The following is an 18,961-nucleotide window of genomic DNA, read 5'->3' as shown; positions in this document are numbered from 1 at the left end:
GGCGTTCCGGGGGCCGGTCACCCGCCCTTCGGGCCGTCCGGCCACACCCCGATGTGGTCCTGCTCCAGCTCCAGCATCACCCGGTGCTCCATGCCCAGCGCCTCGGTGTAGTCGGCGGGCAGCTGGAGCCGGCCGGCGCGGTCGAGCATCGCGTACTCGCGGGCGACCTGGGACTCCTGGCCGGTCGCCGCGTCGACCTCGGTGCGGCGCAGCACCTCGAAGGACGTGCGGCCGTCGCGGATCGCGACCGTACGCCGTACCTCACTGGCGACCGCCTGGTCGTGGGTGACGATCACGATGGTCGTGCCCAGCTCCTCGTTGGCGCGGCGGAACGCGGCGAAGACCTGCTCGCCGGTCGCCGAGTCGAGTTCGCCCGTCGGCTCGTCGGCGAGCAGCACCGAGGGGGAGTTGGCGAGCGAGACGGCGATGGCCACCCGCTGCTGCTGGCCGCCCGACATCTGCCGCGGGCGCCGGTCGCGGCAGTCCTCGACCTCCAGCATCTTCAGCAGGGCCTCGGCCCGCGCGGCCCGTTCGCGGCTCCGGCCCCGGCCGCGCAGCTGCATGGGCAGGGTGACGTTCTGGATCGCCGTGAGATACGGCAGCAGGTTGCGGGAGGTCTGCTGCCAGACGAAGCCGACCACGTCCCGGCGGTAGCGGAGGCGTTCCTTCTGCCCCATGGACAGCAGGTCGCAGCCCGCCACCTTCGCCGCCCCGGCCGTCGGCTCGTCCAGGCCCGCCAGGATGTTCATCAGCGTCGACTTGCCGCTGCCGGAGGCGCCGACCAGCGCCAGCAACTCGCCCTCCTGTACCAGCAGATCGAGTCCCTGGAGGGCCTGCACCTCCACCCCGTCCGTGGTGAAGATGCGCACCAGCCGGTCGCAGGCGATCAGCGCGTCGTGCCCGTAGGAGGGCCGGTCGCGCCGGGCGGTGGCCCGCTGTTCGAGCTCCGCCAGCGTGGAATCGGTCGACGGCGTCGTCATCGGGAGTCTCCTGCCCTGAGTTCGGTGATCGATCCGCGGCGGCCGGCCCACCACGCCTGCGCACCGGCCACCGCCCCGGTCAGCACGATGACGCCGAGCGCCGGGAGGACCAGCGACCACGGGTCGGTGCGCAGTGACGCGGTGTCCAGCGGGCCGGTGCCGGGGCCGGACGCGAGTGCCAGGCGTACGAGGTCGACCCCCGGGGCCAGCAGGGCGATGGTCGCCCAGCCGACGAGGAGCCCGCCGCCGGCCGCCAGCAGCGCCTGGGGCAGGGCCTCGAAGCCCAGGAGCCGGCCGCCCTGCCGGGAGGTCAGGCCCATGGTGCGCAGCCGGGCCAGCAGCGTGGTGCGCTCGGGTGCGGTCTGGAGCAGCGACAGCAGGACGGCGAGCAGGGCGTATCCGGCGCCGGCGATGATCGCCGCCAGATAGATCCGCTCCGCCCCCGACTGCATCGGGGTGTCGACGTAAGCGGCCCGCTCCTCGGAGCGCAGCCGTACGGATGCCGTCTCGTCCGACTGCCGGGCCGCCGCGCGCAGTTCCTTCGCGTCCAGCCCGGATCCGGTCAGCAGCAGGGCCGTGGTCTGCCGGCGGGTGAGCGCGGCGGCGTCCACGACGATGAAGGAGCTGCCGTCCACGGCGGGCGTGCGCGTGAGGGTGGCGGCGGCCCTCACCTTGAAGTTCCCGGCCAGTGACCGGAGGCCGAGCGGCCGGTCGCCGAGGCGTGCGGCGACGGACGGCGAGACGAGGGCCGGCACGACCCGGTCCTCGTCCGGCCGCGTCCCCTCGCGGACCGCCGCGCCCTTCGCCCGCAGCCGGTCGGCGGAGAACGGGCCGAGCCCGGTGGAGCGGGCCAGCGCGGCGTACGCGGCGGGGTCGACGCCGATCAGGGTCGTGCTCCTGGCGTCCTGGACGCCGTCGCCCGTGGCCGGCAGGTCCACCCCGTACTCGACCTGGACCCGGACCGAACCGCGTACACCCCCGGCCTTCTCCACCGCGCGGACCAGGCCGGCCGGCAGCGGTGCGGCGTCGGCCTCGCCGGTGACCCGGGCGTCCGCGCCGACGGCCCGGACGACGGCGTCGTCGCGGGCGTCGGCGACCCCCGCCAGCACGGAACCGCCGAACGCGGCCGTGCTGAGCGCGACCAGCAGGGCGAGCAGCGGCAGGGTGCCGGCGGCCGAGGTGCGGCCGGCCCGGGCGAGCGACAGGAAGCCGACCGCGCCGCGCAGCCGGGACACGGAGCGCAGGGCCAGGCGCAGCGGCAGTGGGTAGAGCCGGACCAGTACCACCGCCGCGATCAGGGCGACCAGCACCGGCGCGGCGCTGACCAGCAGGTCGGTGCCGCCCTCGGCGTCCGTGCCGCGCCGGCGCAGCGCGGCGACGGCGCCGACGGCCAGGACGAGCAGGGTGAGTTCGGCGACGGTGCGCCGCCGGGAGGGGCGGGCGGTCGCCAGGTCGTCCCGGCCGGCGTGGGTCTGCGGGGTGCGGTGCCGGACGGTCGTGCGCAGCGGGAGCGCGACGCAGACCAGGGCGACGACCGCGCCGGCGCCGACCGCGGCGGGCCACAGCCGGGCCTCGCCCACGGTGAGCACGGCGAGCAGCAGGCCCAGCGCCCCGGCGGGCACGGCGGTGATCGCGGTCTCGGCGAGGAGCCGGCCCCCGATGCCCCGCAGGGAGCCGCCCCGGGCCCGCAGGAGGGCGAGTTCGGCGTGTCTGCGGCCGGCCAGGAGACCGCCCGTCATCAGGAGGACGACGACGGCGACCGCGCCGATGCCGACGGCGGCGACGGTGACGACCGGCTGGATCGCGGACCGCATCCCGTCGTACCCCGTCAGGACCTCGTCCAGGTCCGTCGCCATGTTCACCGTGGCCCCGGCCACGTCGCGCATGGCCAGCAGCCCCGGACCGCCCTCCAGCGAGGCCACGGAGGTCCGCAGCTCCGGCGCGTCGAGCGCGGTGAGCCGCGACACGTCCGGCGCGATCCGCCAGTACCGCTCGGGTTGTCCGGCGGTGGAGAGGAGGGCGGGCGCGGCGTCCGGCGGCAGCAGCAGGGCGGCGATCCAGTAGTAGCGGGGCGTGTCCTTGCTGGGCTTGGCCACCAGCGAGGGCGTCCGCAGCAGCGGCTCGACCGACCAGTAGGAGCCCCGCGGGTTCTCGGGGGCGACGATGCCGGTGATCCGTACGGTCAGGGTGTCGTCGCCCTGGGTGGGGACGGCGATGGTGGCGCCCGCCTCGATCCGCAGCGCCTTCGCGGTCTCCTCGGTGACGGCGGCCTCGACCTCCCGGGTGGTCAGGGACACCTTGCCGGGCGTGGCCGGCCAGCTGCCGGTGCGCAGGGTGGCGTGGTCGGAGAGACCGGACTGGGCGACGTACGTCAACGTCGGGTCCAGGCCGTACGGCCGCGGGAGCCACGGTTCGCGGGCGGCGATCGGCGTGGAGGTGCGGACCCCGTACGCCGACTCGGCGGTGTCGGCGCGCAGCGGAGCGGGAAGCCGCTTCACGACCTGCCCGTTGACGGCGGCCATCGTGTCCCCGCGCACCGCGGCCTCGCGCGCCGCCGCCCCCAGCTCCAGGCCGGGCTGGGGGCCCTTCAGCTCCAGCACGCCGCGCGCCGGGGCCGCCGCGCCGAGGTCGTGGCGCAGGCCCTTCGTCTCGTACGCGTCGACGGAGCGGGGGAAGGCGGCGGCGAGGAACGCGGTCACCAGCACGAGCAGCGCGAACGCGCAGGCGGCGCCGGGGGCCGTCCGCAGCCGGGTGCGTACCCAGGGGGCGCAGGGATTCGCGGGGCGGGCACTCATGTCAGTTGTCCCCCTGGGTGCGCAGCGAGGTCGCGGGGTCGGCGCGGCGGAGGGCCAGGACGGCGACGATGAGCAGGGGCAGCGCGGCGACTCCGGCCAGCAGCGCGGCGACCTGTCCGGGCGGCAGCCGCACCAGGACCGGCGGCACCGGCTGGGCCGCCTGCCCGGTCAGCACGATCAACGGCACGACCGCCCGGGTCAGCAGGGCCCCGAGCAGCGCCCCGACCAGCAGCGCGATCGCGATCAGGACGCCCTGCTCGGCGGCGGTCATCCGGGCCAGCTGGCGGCGCGGGGTGCCCAGCGCCCGCAGCACGGCGAACTCGGCGGAACGTTCCCGCTGCGAACCGACCGCGGCCACCGCGAAGCCGACCGCGGCCAGCGCGGCGGCGATCACCGCGACGGCGAGCAGCGCCGACTGCGGGCCCGCCCCCAGCGGGTCGGTGACCAGCTCGTCGGCGATCTCGTCGCGCACCTGGACCTGGGCGGGGTCGGTGTCCGGCTGCGCGCGCAGCGCGGCGGCCACCTCGGCCGACCGGCCGGGCTCGGTGCTCAGCCACCACTCCATGGCGGTCAGCCGGGCGGTCGGGCGGTCGGCGAAGACCTGGGCGAGGGCGCGCAGGTCCAGCAGGAGCGCCCCGCCGTCTCCGGCCCGCCGGGACTCGGCCGGTGCCGCGGAGGAGCCGGGTCCGGTGGTGGGCAGCCGGTGCACGGCGCGGGTGATCGTGACCCGGACCGTCTCGCCGGCCAGGGTCACGTCGATCTTCTGGCCCGGCTCGGCCCCGGTCGCCCTGAGGTACGCGTCCGTGGCCACGGCGTTCAGGCCCTTTGCCTCGGGGCGGGCGGCGGTGAGCCGTACCCCGACCGCGGCGCCCGAGTACGCCGCGTCCTCGGCGGTGACCGATCCGGTGGAGTATCCGACGGAGAGGGGGGTGGCGGCCGATGCGGCGGGGGTGAGCGGCACGCCCGGCTTCGGCTCGGCGAGGAGGGAGTCCTGGGTCTGCTCGCCCTGCCAGCGGAAGCCCTCGGGGACCGGGACGGGACGCTCGGTGCCGTCGGCGGCGGCGGTGCGCAGCGCGGTCACGGCCAGCCGGTGCGATTCCGCGCGGCCCACGGGCTCCTTGCCGCTCAGCTCGATCCCGGTGAGGGCGAACCCGCCGGCGGCCGACACGGCGACGGAGAGCGGGTGCGCCTTCCCGTCGACCGGGACGGACCCGGCTACGGCCTGGTAGGGCAGGCCGTAGCGGTCCTCCAGGAGGACGGAGACCCGGGGGGCCATGCCGGACGGGGAGACGTTCCCGGGGGCGTTGCCGGCGGATATCCGTACGTCGAGGAGGAGACGGGTGCTGTGCTCCGGCAGCGGCAGTCCGGCGCGGGTGGCCTTCGGCGGGGCCAGGGTGTCGAAGAGCCCCGCCACCGGGCCGTCCCCCAGGTCGTCGCGCATCAGCATCCGCTCGTCGGCGTGCGCGGTGTCCAGGGCCAGGATCTCGGCCGTGCGCTCGCCGGAGAGACCCACCGTCGTACGGAAGGCGGGCGCGGCCTCGCGTACGCCCGGCAGCTGCCCGTACGCGGGCGCCTTCGCCGGGTCCGCGTTGATGGCGCCGGTGACGCGGACCGAGGCGCCGGACCTGAAGTCGGCCTGGTCGCTCTGCGAGCGGTTCCACGACGCGCTCTGCCCGATCGCCAGCATGCCCATCGCCACGGAGAGGACCAGCAGCAGCACGGGCCCGGCGCCCCGCAGCGGCCGGCGGCTGAACTGCCAGCCCGCCAGCGCGGTCGTCAGCCCCCGCCCGCCGGACGCGCGGCGCTCCGCGAGCCTGGCGGCGGGCGGCAGCAGGCGCAGCGTCAGTACGGTGCCGGCGAGCAGGGCCAGTGCGGGCGCGGCCACGAGCAGCGGGTCGACCCCGAGCCCGCCCGAGCGGTCCCCGCTGAGCGCGCCGCCGCCCGAGCCCTTCGTCTGCCGGTCCAGCTGCCAGTACGCCACCGCCGCGACGAGCAGCAGAGCGAGGTCGGCTCCCGCCCGCACCGGACCCGGCAGCGCGGCGGAGCGCGTGGTGCGGCGGACCCCGCCGCCCGCGGCCAGGGCGGGCGCCACGACGGCGAGCGCGCAGGCCAGCGCGGTGACGGCGGCGACCAGCCACACCTGGCCGGTGACGCCGGTGTCCAGGCGGAGCCCGATGCGGGAGAGCTCGCTGCGGTCGGCCAGGAGCCGGGTCAGCGGGCCGGAGAGCAGGGGGGCGACGACGGCCGCGGGCAGCGCGAGGAGCAGCGCCTCGGCGGACGCGAGCCAGGTGATCCGGGCCCGCGAACCGCCGCGCGCCCGCAGGAGTTCGGTCTCGCCCGCGCGCTCGCTGCTGAGCAGCCGGGCCACGAGGAGCAGGGCGTACCCGGCGAGCAGGACCAGTTGCACGGCCACGATCGTCAGCGTCGAGCGGGAGACCAGCAGGGCGCGGTCGATCTGTTCGAGGACGGTGGGCAGCGAGGTCCGCGCGGTGCCTCCGCCCTTGAACGCGGGGGCGGCCAGCAGCTTCTTCGGGCCGGTGGCCGCCGCGTCGCGCAGCGCCTCCATCCGGTCCGTGGTGACCGAGCGGAAGTCGGCGGACGCCAGCCAGGACACCTCGCCCGCGGTCGTCCGGCCCGAGCCGAGCACGGCGGGGTCGGTGAGCAGGGGGCCGTACGTGGTGAAGGCCACCTTGCGGACGCCGCGTCCGCTCAGCGCGTCCAGCTGCCAGTACGGGTCGGCCAGGTCGGCGGCCTTGTAGAGCCCGGTGATCACGACGTCCACCGGCTTGCCGCCCAGCCGGTCGGTCAGCCTCAGCCGGGCGCCGGGCTTCAGCGACAGCGTCTCGGCGGCGGACGCGGGCAGGGCCACCTCGACGGGGGCGCCGCTCTTCCCCGTCCCGGCGGCGGGCATGCGTCCGGCGGTGAGGCGGACGCGGCTGCGGTCCAGCGAGGCGAAGTGCGTCAGGTCGGGGTCGCCGCGCCGGGCGGCCGGGGCCTGGAGGCTGCGCGGCAGCGCGTACGGACCGGACGCCTCCAGCTTCCGCACGGTCACCGGCAGGCCGTCGAACGTCTGCCGGGCGGCCTTGCGCGTCGCCGCGTCGGCCGCCTGCCGCTCGTCCGGGTCCAGCTGTGCGGAGACGACCAGGGCGGCCGGCACGGCGGAGCGGTGGGTGAGCGTGTGGCGCAGCGCGGCGTCGCCGACGGAACCGGAGAACGCGGTGAGCGCGGCCAGGACCGAGGTGGTCAGGAGCACGGCCAGCACGGCCGCCGCGAGGAGGAGCCGGTGCGCCCTCACCCGCAGAAAGACGAACCCCGTCACCTGGCCCCCTCGTCACCACCACTCACCGCACGCCCGCCCCCGGCGTCGCTCAGGATGCTTTCAGACGGCTGTGTCCGTGGAAACCGCTTACGGGTACAACTTGATGCATTCGTGACCGGTATCCGGCCATGGAGTACCGCATTCCGCACGGATGTGGGCGGTCCGTGACCGGAGGTCAGCCGTCGGTGTTCACCATCGAGGCGGCGGCGTAGGTGAGGTAGTCCCACAGCTGCCGCTCGTGCTCGGGGGCGAGGTCCAGCTCGTCCAGCGCGACGCGCATATGGCTCAGCCAGGCGTCGTGCGCGGCGCGGTCCACCCGGAAGGGCGCGTGCCGCATCCGCAGCCGGGGGTGCCCGCGCCGGTCGCTGTAGGTGCGCGGTCCGCCCCAGTACTGCATGAGGAACAGCGCGAACCGCTCCTCGGCCGGCCCGAGGTCCTCCTCCGGGTACATCGGCCGCAGCAGCGGGTCCTCGGCGACGCCCTGGTAGAAGCGGTGGACCAGGCGCCTGAAGGTCTCCTCGCCGCCGACCTGCTCGTAGAAGGTCAGCTCCTGCACCGTGTCGCGCGGCATCTCAGTCACCCGTCCATGGTCGCAGACGCGCGGCGCGGCGGGACGGGCTCGGGGGAACCTCTCCCTGCGGGGCCCTTTCCGTCTTGTCAGTTCGTTGCGCGAACTACTATGGTTCGTGTAACGAACCAAATAGGATCTCCATTCAACGGCTGGGGTCGGCATGGCAAACGGAACAGGGAATCGCACCGTCGTCGTCATCGGCGGCGGATACGGCGGCTCCGCCGTCGCGAAGGCGCTCGACGAGGAAACCGATGTGGTGCTGATCGACCCGAAGGACGCATTCGTCCACGCGGCGGGCTCCCTGCGGGCACTGGTCAGGCCCGACTGGGCAGAGAACATCTTCTTCCCGTACGACACCCTGCTGAAGCGCGGCACCGTCCGCCGCGAGCGGGCCGTCGCCGTGGACCCCGGCGGGGTCACCCTGGCCGGCGGCGAGCGCGTCGACGCCGACTACCTGGTGCTCGCCTCCGGGTCCGACTACCCGTTCCCGGCCAAGACCGACACCGACCTGGCGGGCGAGGCGCTGGCCCGGATCAGGGAGGCGCACCGGGAGCTGGCCGGGGCCGGGCGGGTCCTGATCACCGGCGCCGGACCGGTCGGCCTCGAACTCTCCGGCGAGATCAAGGCGGTCTGGCCCGAGAAGCACGTGGTCATCATCGACCCGGCCGATGAGCTGCTGCCGGGCTTCCTGCCCGAGGTCCGCGAGGAGCTGCTGCGCCAGCTGGACGCGCTCGGCGTGGAGCTGCGGCTCTCCACCGCGCTCACCGGCGAGCCGCCGGCCGCCCCCGGGCGGCTCGACCCGTTCACGGTGACCACCGACGGCGGTGAGCGCATCGCGGCGGACCTCTGGTTCCGCTGCTACGGCGTGCGCTCCAACGGCGACTACCTCGCCGACGGCCGGATCGCCGAGCGCGACGCGCAGGGCCGGGTGCCGGTGGGCGAACGGCTCAACGTCACGGGACACCGGCACGTCTACGCCCTCGGCGACCTCACCGACCTGGCCGAGGCCAAGATGGCCGGGTACGCGATGAAGCACGCCGAGGTGGTCGCGGCCAACATCCTCGCCCAGGTGCGCGGCGAGGAGCCGGCGGCCGTCTATCTGCCGTCCCCGGTCCCGTCCGCGTTGCTCCCGCTCGGGCCCGGCGGCGGTGTCGGACAGGTTCCCTCGCCGGGCGGGCCGGTGCTGCTGCCGGCGGAGGGGGTCAGCGCGTACAAGGGCAGGGACCTGTTCACCGGGCGCTTCGCGGAGCTCTTCGGCGTCGTGCGCTGATCTCCCGGCGGCGAGGGCGGTCCCTCACTCAGCAGCCGGGGGCGGCCGCCGGGGCGTTCTCGCAGGACTCGCGGAAGACCATCGGCACCTTGTTCTCCAGCACCAGACGGCCCAGGAGTGCGGTCAGCTGCTCGCGGTCGGCCGCGTCGAGCCCTTCCGTCAGGGCCTCGACGCGCCGGCAGGTCTCCGCGTAGAACACCTCGGCGAGCTCGCTCCCGGCCGCGGTCGGGGCGACCCGGACCGCGCGCCCGTCCTCCGGGTCGGCCTCCCGGCGCACCAGGCCGCGCTGCACGCTCCGGTCCACCAGGCCGGTGAGGCTGGACTTCGCCAGGCCCAGCACGGTGCCCAGCTCGCGCATGCCGTACGGCTTCACCATCAGCACGCAGAGCAGCTGGCCCTGCTGGGCGGTGATCCCGTGGTCGCGGCCGGAATCGGCGTACACGGCATTCACCAGGAATGCGGAGCGCACCAATGCGGTGGCGATCCCCATCTGCCCCTCGTCGGCCTTTCGCATGTGAACAGAATATGACAGGCGTGAGCGGTACGGACCGCGCCCGGACCGGACGTTCGTGGCCCGAACTACCGCATGGAAGAGCGGCCGGTGAAGGGACGTCCCCTCACCGGCCGCTCTTCCACGCGCGGTTCGTCAGTCCCGGCGGACCGTGATCGTCGTCCACGCGCCGACGTGCACCTGATCGCCGTCCTGGAGCGGGACGGGGACGTAGGGCTGGATCGGCTCCTCGGCGCCGTTGACCGTCGTGCCGTTGGTGGAGTTCTGGTCCACCACGGCCCAGCTGCCGTCCGGCTGCTGCACCAGCACGGCGTGCTGGTGGGAGACGCCCGGGTCCTCCGGCGGCACCGACAGGTCGATGTCCGGGGACTCGCCCGTGCTGTGCCGGCGGCGGCCGATCGTGATCTGCCCGCCGGTGAGCGCGAGCTGCTGCTCCGGGGAGTACGCGGGCAGGTTGAGCCCGGTCGCCTCGGGGCCGCTGCGCTGCATCATCGCCAGGAAGTACTCACGGTCGGGCGCGATGAACGCGGTCCAGTTGTTGGACAGCGGGGGCCGGCCGGGCCCGGGACCGTGCTGCTGACCGTGGTCGCCGTGCGGACCGGGGCCGGGGCCCTGCGGACCGGGGCCGTGCTGTCCGGGGCCGCCGTGCTGCGGGCCGGGTCCCTGCGGGCCGGGCCCCTGCTGCCCCGGGAACGACGGCTGCGGGCCCGGGCCCTGCGGGGGCGCGGGGCGCGAGGGCGGGGACAGCAGCCAGTCGTCGCCGTCGGTGCGCGGCGGGGCCGGCGGGGGCGCCGTCTGCTGCTGGAAGGCGGGCGGCGCGCCCTGCTGCTGGAACGGCGGCGGCGAGCCCTGCGGACCCTGCTGGTAGGGGGGCGGGGGCGGCGGACCCTGCCGGCCCTGCGGACCGGGGCCCTGCGGACCGGGGCCCTGCGGACCGCCGGGTCCCTGACCGGGGCCCTGAGGGCCGCCGGGGCCCTGCGGACCGGGGCCGCCCTGGCCGAACGGCGGCGGGCCGCCCTGCGGGCCCTGGCCGAACGGCGGCTGCCCCGGGCCGCCCTGGTGGCCGGACTGGCCGGGGCCCGTGGAGAGGGGCTCGGCGGACCGGTTCACCTGAGAGGGGCGGGAGCCCTGGTAGTCGAAGGGGTCGCGCGGCGGCGGGCCCGGCTGCTGCTGCGCCGGGAAGCCCGGCGGCCGGCCGCCGGCGGGACCGGGGTCACCCGGGAGGTTGTGCCGGGGTGCCAGCGGGGTGTAGGAGGTCGCCGTGTTCGTGAGGAAGTTCCAGCGGCACTCCTCGCAGTACGGCGCCATCGCCTCACGGGGCGTGCGGCACTGCGGGCACAGCTCGGCCTGGGCGGTCGCGTCCGGGTCGTGCGGCCGGGGGTAGCCGTAACCGTGTGCGGGCGGCGGGGGAGGCGGCGGGGGGACCGCACCCGCAGGCGCGCCCGGTCCGGTCATGCGGTGGCCGCAGACCTCGCACCAGTCCTCGGAACCCGACTGGTGTCCGTTCGGGCAGGTCGGCATGTCGGCGCTTCCCCCTCTCCTTCTCCGGCCCGCAGGCCGTTACGTGGCGTGCTCCGCCGCCCGGCGGACTTGAACCGGCGGGCGGCTGCTCGTTGCGGATGTGTGGTTATTTCTTGACGCGAACCGTCTTCGTGGAGCGCGTTTCGAGAGTCATCTCGTCCGCTTCCGCGACCTTCGCCTTCAGTCGCACAGTACCCGTCGCCGCATCGACGACGTCTACCACCTTCGAAAGCAGTTTCGCAGTGTCCTCGTTCCCGGACGCCGACGCCAACTGCACCGCCCGGCCGAGTTTGGCCGTGGCGCCGTCGAAGTCTCCCGACTTGCGGGCATCGAGCCCCTGCTGGATGACTTGTGCCAGTTCGGCCTGACCCGTGTAGTGCGCGACCTGCGGATTGATGGAGGTCGAGGCCACCATGTCGTCCGTCCACACCGCCCGGACGAGCCCCTGCGAGAGGGTCTGCGGCGCCCCGCCCGACGGGTCCGGAAGGATCAGCGAGACCCGGGCGGCGAGCATCTCCTGCCCGATGCCGGCCTCCGGCACCCGGACGCACACGTGGTAGTCGCGGGACTCGTCGCCCCAGGAACCGGTCGGGTAGTCCCCGGCGCGGGGGCCCGCCTCGGTGCGGCGGCCGGTCAGGTCGGCGACCGTCGGCGCCACCTGCTTCACGAACTGGATCTCCACGCCGACCGGGGTCCACAGCCGCAGCGCCACGTCCGCGACCTCCTTGCCCATGGCGTTCTCCATCATCCGCGTGAAGTCCGCCGCGAGCCCGGCCGGGTCGGCGACGATGTCCGCGGTGCCGAGGAGGGCCGAGGAGATGGCTGTGACTTCTTTCACCTCCCAGTCGGTGCCGACCCCGCGGGCGTCACAGGTGAACCGGCCCGCGCAGGCGTCGAGCGCCGCGCGCAGGTCCTCGGGCGCCTCGTGCTCGTTGCGCCCGTCGGTGAGCAGGATGCCGTGCCGGATGTCCACGTCCGCCGCGCCGAGCAGCCGGTCCGCCAGCCGCAGCCAGGTCCCGATCGCCGTACCGCCGCCCGCGCTCAGCCGGCGCAGCGCCCCCTTGGCCTCGGCCCGGGTCCGCGCGTCGGCGACCGCCAGCCGGCCGTTGCCGGGGTAGACCTCCTTGGCCACGTGCGTCCCGGCGACCACGGCGAACGAGGTGCCGTCGCGCAGGGTGTCCACGGCCGCCGCCGTCGCGTCGCGGGCGTTGCGCATCTTGGTCGGCGGATAGTCCATCGAACCCGAGCAGTCCACCATGATCACCACCGCGGCCCCTGCGGCCCGACCCGGCAGCGGTACGCCCCCGGTGGTGCCGCCGCCGGTCGAGGTGACCGTGATGATGCCGTTGACCTCCCGGCCGCCCTCGGGCAGGAACTCGTTCTGGTACACCTCGACGGAGAACTGCGGCACGTTCGACTTGGAGAAGTTGGCCATCTGATCGGCTCCTTGAGGCTCCACGTGTCGGATGAAGCCAGAGGTACGGACAAAGGCGTAGGAGGGCGGAAAACCGCCCAGGCATCAGGCGGAGCCTGCCCCCAGGGGGTGCCTGACAAATCCCCGCGGCGTCACGGGCATGTGTCAGGCACCCCCTTGCGGTGACACGGCGAACGGCAGCAGGGCCACTGTTACGTTGTCGTGGCCGCCGCCGTCCAGGGCATGGCCGACCAGGACCTGCGCGCCGTGCAGCGGGTGGGCGTACGCGTCCCCGGGCACCGCGGCGGCCATCTCGGCGGCGGACTCCGCGTAGTTCCACAGGCCGTCCGTGCAGACCACCACGAGGCCCGGCCGGTCCGGCTTGAACGAGGCCGTGTGCGGCTCCAGTTCGTACGCGTCGGCGCCGAGCCAGCCCGTGATGGCGTGGGCGCGCTCGTCCGCGTACGCCTCCGCCTCGTTCATCAGGCCCGTCGCCACCATCTGCGCGGCCCACGAGTCGTCCTCGGTGAGCCGGGCGGGGGCGGTGGAGCGGTCCTCGGGCACCCAGTACACGCGGCTGTCGCCGACCCAGCCGACGACGAGCAGGCCGCTCGCCATGACCGCGCCGACCAGGGTGCACGCCGGGGAGTTCTGGTGGCGGTGCGGTTCGCGCTCCGGGCCTCCGGGCTCCTGGGCCAGCCGGTTGACCGCCTCCGAGGCCGCCACGATCGCCTCGTGCATCGCCTGCTGCGGATGCGTGCCGCGCGGCAGCGACTCCAGCAGGGACTCGTTGGCCGCGCTCGCCGCCGCCGCCGACGCCTCGTCGGGCCGGCTGGCCGACGACACCCCGTCGCAGACGATCGCCACGACGGCCGCCGAGCCGTCCGGCAGGGCCGTCGTGGACACCGCGAACGCGTCCTCGTTGCGGTGGTGGCGCAGCCCCCGGTCACTCACCGCGGCGACCGAACCCAGCTCCTGCTCCATGTGGTCGCGCTCGCGCGGCTGCGCGTGGCCGCAGTTCTCGCAGTAGCCGTCGCCGTCGACCCGACCGGCCCGGCAGGCCACGCACACCTTGCCGCCGGCCGCCGGGGCCGGGGCGGGGACGGGGGCCTGCGGAGGCTCCGGGGCCGTACGGGGATCGGGCGCCGCGCCCGGGGCGGCCAGCTCGAAGTCGCCGGAAGCGCCCGGGCCGTCGTGACGGACCCCCGAGGCGGCCGCCGCTCCCGGGGTGGGGATGGCGACCGTGGGGCGGTCGCGGGGCGGCTCGGGCACGGCCGACAGGTCGTACCCGCAGGCGCCGCAGAACAGGTCGCCCCGCTCCAGCGGCTCCTCGCAGCCGGGGCACCTCGGCAAGGCCGTCTCCTGGTGGTTCTGCGACATGTTCACACCCACGTTCGGGGGCGGAAACGGTTGGCCCGCTCCACCAGTTCGATCCTCTCGGCCCCGGGCTCCGCGAGCCGGGCGAGCATCCGGTACGCACGCTCCAGGCCGAACCGCAGTCCGCGCTCGTCCAGCTCGCTGCCGAGCAGCGTCCCCGGGCCGGGTGTCCCGGCCGGCGGGCCCGAGGGGCTACCGGAGAGTACCCAGTCCAGCGCCGTACCCAGCACCTCGGTCGAGAGCCGTTCCCGCCGGACCGCGTCGAGCCCCAGCCCCGACAGCGCCGACACCTGGGCCGAAGCGGCCGTCAGGTCCGCCATCAGCGGCTCGTGCGGGGCCCGTTCGCGCAGCCGGGCCCGGACGGCGGCGATCCGGGCGGCCGTGTAGTGGATCGACGCCTCCGGCACCGACTCCAGCGTCCGGACCGCCGCCCCCCGGTCACCGGCCGCGATCTGCACCCGGGCCAGACCGAAGGCGGCGCTCACGAAGCTCGGGTCGGTCAGCCACACCAGCCGGTAGTACTCGGCGGCGTTGTCCAGCTGCCCGAGGACCTCCGCGCAGATGCCGAGGGCCAGCTTCGGCGCGGGCTCCCCGGGGAACGCGTCGTAGACCGCGTCGAACGACAGCGCCGCGTTCTCCTTGTCGCCGGTCACCAGCGAGGTGAGGCCCCGGTACCAGACCACGCGCCAGTCGTCGGCGTGCTGCCCCTCCAGCGCGGCCAGGGTCCTCGCGGCGGCGGCGAGGTCGCCCATCTCCAGATAGGCGCGCAGCTCGCGCAGCCGGGTCTCCAGGGAGGCGGCCGGCACCGCCTGCAACGCGGCGATCAGCTCGGCGGGCGCCGACGCCATCACCCCGGCCAGGAACCCCGCGTTCGGGTCGCTCGCGTCGACCCGGGGCACGGGCAGCGCGAGCGAGGTCCCCCGCACGTCGAGCCCGGCCAGCCGGGGCGCCCCCGGACCCGCCGGCACCGGTGCGGCGGCGGGGGAGGGGACCGGGCTGCGCGGAGCGGGGACGCTCGCGGCGGGCGCGTACGGCAGGGGGCCCGGGCCGGTGCCCGCGCCGCCCGGCGTACGGGCGTGGGTGGCGGCCGAGGGCACCGGTGCGGCACCCGTGGGCGGGGCGGGAGGCGGCCCGGCGGGCAGCGCGCCCGGTACGCCCCCGGGCGGTGTCGCGGCGGCCGGCGCCGGGGCGCCCGCCCCGCTCCGGCGGCGGCCGAAGAGGCCCCCGGACCCGGCGGCGGCCCGTGCGCCCAGGCGCGACACCTCGCCCGAACCGTCCGCGAACAGCTCCGTGTCGGTGACCCTCAGCTCCGCGCCGAACAGCGTGGACAGCGCCGGGCGCGGGCGTCCCGTCTGGAGCGAGACCACCTCGCGCAGCACGCCCGTCAGCTGCTCGGCCATCTCCGCCGCCGAGGCGAACCGGCGGGCCGGGTCGGGGTCGGTGGCGCGTACCAGGAGCCGGTAGAACGACTCGTAGCTCCGGAACACCTCGATGTTGTCCGGATCCGGCAGCGAGTCCACGAAGACGTTCGTGTACCCCTGGAAGTCGAAGGTGAGCACCGCGAGCGTGCGGGCCACCGTGTACAGGTCGGAGGCGACCGACGGGCCCAGTTCCGCGACCTCGGGCGCCTGGTAGCCGACGGTGCCGTAGATCGCCGACTCCTCGTCGTCCATCCGGCGGACCGCGCCCATGTCGATCAGCTTCAGCTGGTCCTCGGTCTGGATCGCGTTGTCGACCTTGAAGTCGCAGTACAGCAGGTTGCGGCTGTGCAGATGGCCCAGCGCCTCCAGGGCCTCGATGCCGAACGCGCACGCCTGCTCGACCGGCAGCGGATCGCGCTTCCCGGCCGGCGTGCGGCGCTCGTTGGCGATCTCCTTGAGTGACTTGCCGCCGACGTACTCCATGACGATGTAGCCGTCGAGCGAACCGGTCCGCTGGTCCAGGTGCTCCACGAAGTTGTAGATGCGGACGATGTTGGAGTGCTCGATCTCCGCGAGGAACCGCCGCTCCGAGATCGCCGCCGCCATGGCGTCCTGGTCACCCGTGTCGAGCAGGCCCTTGAGCACCACCCAGCGGTCCGACACCGCCTTGTCCACCGCGAGGTAGACCCAGCCGAGCCCGCCGTGCGCCAGACAGCCCGCGACCTCGTACTGCCCGTGGACGACGTCGCCCGCCTCAAGCTTCGGCATGAACGAGTACGGGTGGCCGCACTTGGTGCAGAACCCCTCGGTGCGGCCCGGCCGGTCGCCCCGGGCCCGGCCCACCGGCGCCCCGCAGTCGGAGCGCGAGCAGAACCGCTTGCGCTCGGGCACCTCCGGGTTCTCCATCACGGCCGTACGCGGATCGGGGCGCGGCACGTCCGGCACCTGCACCAGGCCCGCGCCCAGCCGGTTGCGGCCCGAGGCGTTGGTCGACTTCGCGGAGGAGCGCACCGACACCGACTGCGTGCCGGCCCGGCCGGACAGCGACAGCGACCGCGAGAGCCGCCCCGACACCGAACGCCGCGAGGTCGAGGAACGCGACGAGGACCGCGAGGACGCCCGCGAGGAGGACTGCGAACTGCTCCGCGCCGAAGCGCTGTTGGACCCGCGGCTGCCCCGCCCGCCGGCCGCGACCCCGGTGGGCGGTGAACTCACCATCCCGTTCGGGGAGACGACGGGCGCCAGGCCGCAGGTGTCGCAGTACAGCTCACCGCCGCCCATGTCCTCGTAACTGCCCTCGCACGCGGGGCGCTGGCACTGCGTACTCATGTCCGTTCCCCCTCTTCGCCCCGCCGCCACGACGGTTGGTCACCTCTGCCCAGCAGCTCCAGCGCCGCGTCCTGGTAGCGCTGCACCGCCTGCGCCGCCACCCGCAGATCGCACGGCGCGCTCCACAGCATCCGCCGCGCCGCGTCGTACCGCTCGATCAGGACCGGGTCCTCCGCCAGGCCGTTGCGGGCCACCTTCGCCTTGTACGCGTCGAGCCGGCCGCGCAGTTCCGCCCGGACGGCCAGCGGCGCGGTCACCGCCGTCAGCTGCTCACGGGCCCGCAGCAGCTCCTCCTCGGCCTCCCGCTCCAGGGTCTCCAGGAGCGGCGAGAGGCGGTGCCAGCGGGCGTGCCTGCGGTGCTCCGACGCGGCGGCCAGACGCTCCTGGAGGGCGGTCGGCGGTCCGTTGACCACGGGCACCTCCGACGCGGCGATCTTGGCCAGCACCTCGCCGCGCGCCACCCGGGCCTCGGCCAGTGTGCGGTCGGCCCGGGACAGCACGTCGCGCAGGTGCACCAGCCGCTGCTCGGCGTCCTGCCGTACGGCGAGCACCGCCTCGACCTCGCGCCGCACCTCTTCCAGCGCCCGGGCCGCCCGGTCGTAGCGCGTCGTGTCGGGGCGCCCGCCGCCCGGCGCCGCGCTGCCGGGGCCCGGCAGCCAGAACGCCAGCGGGTCCGAGATCACCTGCTCCCGCAGCGTGGCCAGCTCCGCGGTGATCGCCTCCAGCTCGTCGCCCGCGGGGTGCTCACCGGGGCGGACGCCCACCGAGTGCGCCAGCGAGTGCGTGCGGCGCAGTTCGGCGGCGAGGAGGTCTATGCGGGCGGGCATCGCCGACCACACGCTGTCCGAGGCCACGACCATGTCCAGGGCGCTCGCGTACAGGCCGTTCATCCGGGAGACCAGCTCCTCCAGCGTGAACCGCTCGGAGAGGCGGGCCGGGCCGCTGACGGACGGGTCGTGCCCGGCGGCGGCGTGCGCCACGGTGACGCCCTGGCCGCGCAGCAGCTCGGTCAGGACCGTCAGGTCCTCGCGGTTGGGGTGGCGGCGCCTGGCCCGCACCTCACGGGCCCGGTTCAGCACACCCGTGTACGCGTCGAAGTAGCTCCACAGCAGCGTGACCGACCGCTCGGTGACGGCCCACCGCTCCCTGGTGACACCGGACAGCTCGGCGCCCTCCAGGAGCCTGCGGCCCGCGTGGTCCTGGAGGGCGAGGAGCGAGGTCTCGATCGCCTCGTGCTCCGCGCCGAGCCGGGACAGCGCACGGTCGGCCTCGTCCCGGTCCATGACCGGACCGGGGGGCCGGGCCGCGTAGCTGGGGAAGGGGCCAGCGACGCCCATCGATCACCTCTCCGCTCTCCCCGCCGGGCCTGGGCCCGGCGGGATCAGTGCCGCCGGGCCCAGGCCCGGCGGGGCCTAGTCCCGGTACTTCGGCTCCGGCGGCCCCTGGACCCCCGGCAGGCCCTTCTGGAGCCAGGCGCGGTACGACTTCATCCAGAGGCTGTCCGCGCCGCCCGCCCGGTAGTCGACCAGGACCTTGTTGACCCGGGACACCAGGTCGTCCGCACCCTTCTTCGTGGCCACGCCGTAGTACTCGGTGGTGAACGGGTCGCCCTTGAGCTCGACCGCCGGGTCCTGGGCCGCCTGTCCGGCGGCCAGCGCGTTGTCCGTGACGACCGCGTCCACCTCGCCCAGCTGGAGCCGTACCAGGCAGTCCAGTTGATTGGGGACGGTCAGCCGGTCCTCGTCGGCCGCCGTGCCGTCGTGCTCGTCCTTGAAGACCGAGCCGAACGACTTCTTCTCCAGCGCCTCGTACGCCGTGGAGCCCTCGGCGGTGCAGACCCGCTTGCCGGCCAGGGTGGAGTTGAAACCGGTGATCGAGCGGTCCTCCTTCGCGGCGAGGACCTGCTGGCCCGCCTGGAAGTAGGCCGTGGAGAACGAGACCTGCTTCAGCCGGGCGCAGTTGATCGTCATCGTCCGCACGACCACGTCGACCTTGTCGTTCTCCAGCGCGGCGATGCGCTGGTTGGTCGGGATGGCCCGGAAGATCACCTTGCCGCCGTCGCCGAGGATGTCCTTCGCGAGGGCGCGGACCAGGTCGATGTCGAAGCCTTCGAGGTCACCGGTCGCCGGATTGCGGAAGCCCCATTGGAAGCTGTTCTGGTCGACGCCCGCGATGAGCTTGCCGCGCTCCTTGATCCTGCGGACCGCGTCCCCGTCCGCCTCGCCCGGCCGCAGACTGGCCTCCGGGTCCGTGCAGGCGTCGGCCTTCGCCTGGAGGGCGTGCGCCGCGCCGGGCCCCGTCACCTGGGGGCCGAAGACGTCGTCGCCCGGGTGGGAGAGGGGCAGCAGGGTCAGCGACGCGGTCAGCGCGCAGGCGGCGGCCATCGCGGTCACCCCGCCCCAGCCGCGCAGCCGGCCGATGCCCTTCGGGTTCTTCGCTGTCATCGCTCCCCC

At 75.0% G+C, this 18,961-nt stretch carries 13 protein-coding genes; 2 read left to right on the top strand and 11 right to left on the bottom strand.

Annotated elements, in window-relative coordinates; translation table 11 throughout:
* Positions 1 to 17: 17 nt before the first annotated feature.
* The 4 genes from ACLQ2N_RS08995 to ACLQ2N_RS08980 form a co-directional block, all read right to left on the bottom strand.
* Positions 18 to 980 carry an ABC transporter ATP-binding protein gene (locus ACLQ2N_RS08995; protein ID WP_425810832.1) on the bottom strand — a complete coding sequence of 321 codons (963 nt, stop codon included), beginning with the start codon at positions 978 to 980 and terminating at the stop codon, positions 18 to 20.
* The gene (locus ACLQ2N_RS08990; RefSeq protein ID WP_425810830.1) at positions 977 to 3,775 is read right to left on the bottom strand and encodes an ABC transporter permease; all 2,799 of its coding nucleotides are present in this window, start codon (positions 3,773 to 3,775) and stop codon (positions 977 to 979) included. Before ACLQ2N_RS08990 ends, ACLQ2N_RS08995 begins: the two co-directional genes overlap by 4 nt.
* 1 nt (position 3,776) lies before the next feature.
* A complete protein-coding gene (locus ACLQ2N_RS08985; protein WP_425810829.1) occupies positions 3,777 to 7,094 on the bottom strand; it encodes an FtsX-like permease family protein in 3,318 nt (1,105 codons plus the stop codon).
* 175 nt (positions 7,095 to 7,269) lie between these two features.
* Positions 7,270 to 7,674 (bottom strand): globin, encoded by a 405-nt coding sequence (locus ACLQ2N_RS08980; RefSeq protein WP_425810827.1) that lies wholly within the window; start codon positions 7,672 to 7,674, stop codon positions 7,270 to 7,272.
* 151 nt (positions 7,675 to 7,825) lie between these two features.
* Between ACLQ2N_RS08980 and ACLQ2N_RS08975 the strand changes: the two genes are divergently transcribed.
* Positions 7,826 to 8,935: an NAD(P)/FAD-dependent oxidoreductase gene (locus ACLQ2N_RS08975; protein WP_425810825.1), complete on the top strand. Its 1,110-nt coding sequence runs from the start codon at positions 7,826 to 7,828 to the stop codon at positions 8,933 to 8,935.
* A 28-nt stretch (positions 8,936 to 8,963) separates the two neighbouring features.
* On the opposite strand, the gene ACLQ2N_RS08970 is transcribed toward ACLQ2N_RS08975, so the two are convergent.
* The 5 genes from ACLQ2N_RS08970 to ACLQ2N_RS08950 form a co-directional block, all read right to left on the bottom strand.
* Positions 8,964 to 9,425, bottom strand: coding sequence for a MarR family winged helix-turn-helix transcriptional regulator (locus ACLQ2N_RS08970; protein WP_425811322.1), 462 nt, complete (start codon positions 9,423 to 9,425; stop codon positions 8,964 to 8,966).
* Between the two features lie 156 nt (positions 9,426 to 9,581).
* Entirely contained in the window at positions 9,582 to 10,967 is a 1,386-nt protein-coding gene (locus ACLQ2N_RS08965) for an FHA domain-containing protein (protein ID WP_425810823.1), read from the bottom strand.
* A gap of 106 nt (positions 10,968 to 11,073) precedes the next feature.
* Positions 11,074 to 12,402: a vWA domain-containing protein gene (locus ACLQ2N_RS08960; protein ID WP_164400341.1), complete on the bottom strand. Its 1,329-nt coding sequence runs from the start codon at positions 12,400 to 12,402 to the stop codon at positions 11,074 to 11,076.
* Between the two features lie 144 nt (positions 12,403 to 12,546).
* On the bottom strand, positions 12,547 to 13,767 hold the full coding sequence (locus ACLQ2N_RS08955; protein WP_425811320.1) for a protein phosphatase 2C domain-containing protein: 1,221 nt from the start codon (positions 13,765 to 13,767) through the stop codon (positions 12,547 to 12,549).
* A complete protein-coding gene (locus ACLQ2N_RS08950; RefSeq protein WP_425811318.1) occupies positions 13,764 to 16,130 on the bottom strand; it encodes a tetratricopeptide repeat protein in 2,367 nt (788 codons plus the stop codon). Before ACLQ2N_RS08950 ends, ACLQ2N_RS08955 begins: the two co-directional genes overlap by 4 nt.
* On the opposite strand from ACLQ2N_RS08950, the gene ACLQ2N_RS08945 reads away from it, so the two are divergent.
* Positions 16,057 to 16,470, top strand: coding sequence for a hypothetical protein (locus ACLQ2N_RS08945; RefSeq protein ID WP_425811357.1), 414 nt, complete (start codon positions 16,057 to 16,059; stop codon positions 16,468 to 16,470). The two genes, ACLQ2N_RS08950 and ACLQ2N_RS08945, sit on opposite strands and share 74 nt — an antisense overlap.
* A gap of 34 nt (positions 16,471 to 16,504) precedes the next feature.
* Here the strand turns inward: ACLQ2N_RS08945 and ACLQ2N_RS08940 are convergent, their stop codons facing one another.
* Entirely contained in the window at positions 16,505 to 17,845 is a 1,341-nt protein-coding gene (locus ACLQ2N_RS08940) for a hypothetical protein (RefSeq protein ID WP_425810821.1), read from the bottom strand.
* Positions 17,846 to 17,920: 75 nt separating this feature from the next.
* Positions 17,921 to 18,952, bottom strand: a complete 1,032-nt coding sequence (locus ACLQ2N_RS08935) for a glutamate ABC transporter substrate-binding protein (protein ID WP_425810819.1) — start codon at positions 18,950 to 18,952, stop codon at positions 17,921 to 17,923.
* Between the last annotated feature and the right edge of the window lie 9 nt (positions 18,953 to 18,961).

It is taken from the genome of Streptomyces sp. DT224 (genome assembly GCF_049844595.1).
GTDB lineage: Bacteria > Actinomycetota > Actinomycetes > Streptomycetales > Streptomycetaceae > Streptomyces.
This window is presented reverse-complemented; position numbering and strand designations above follow the sequence as displayed.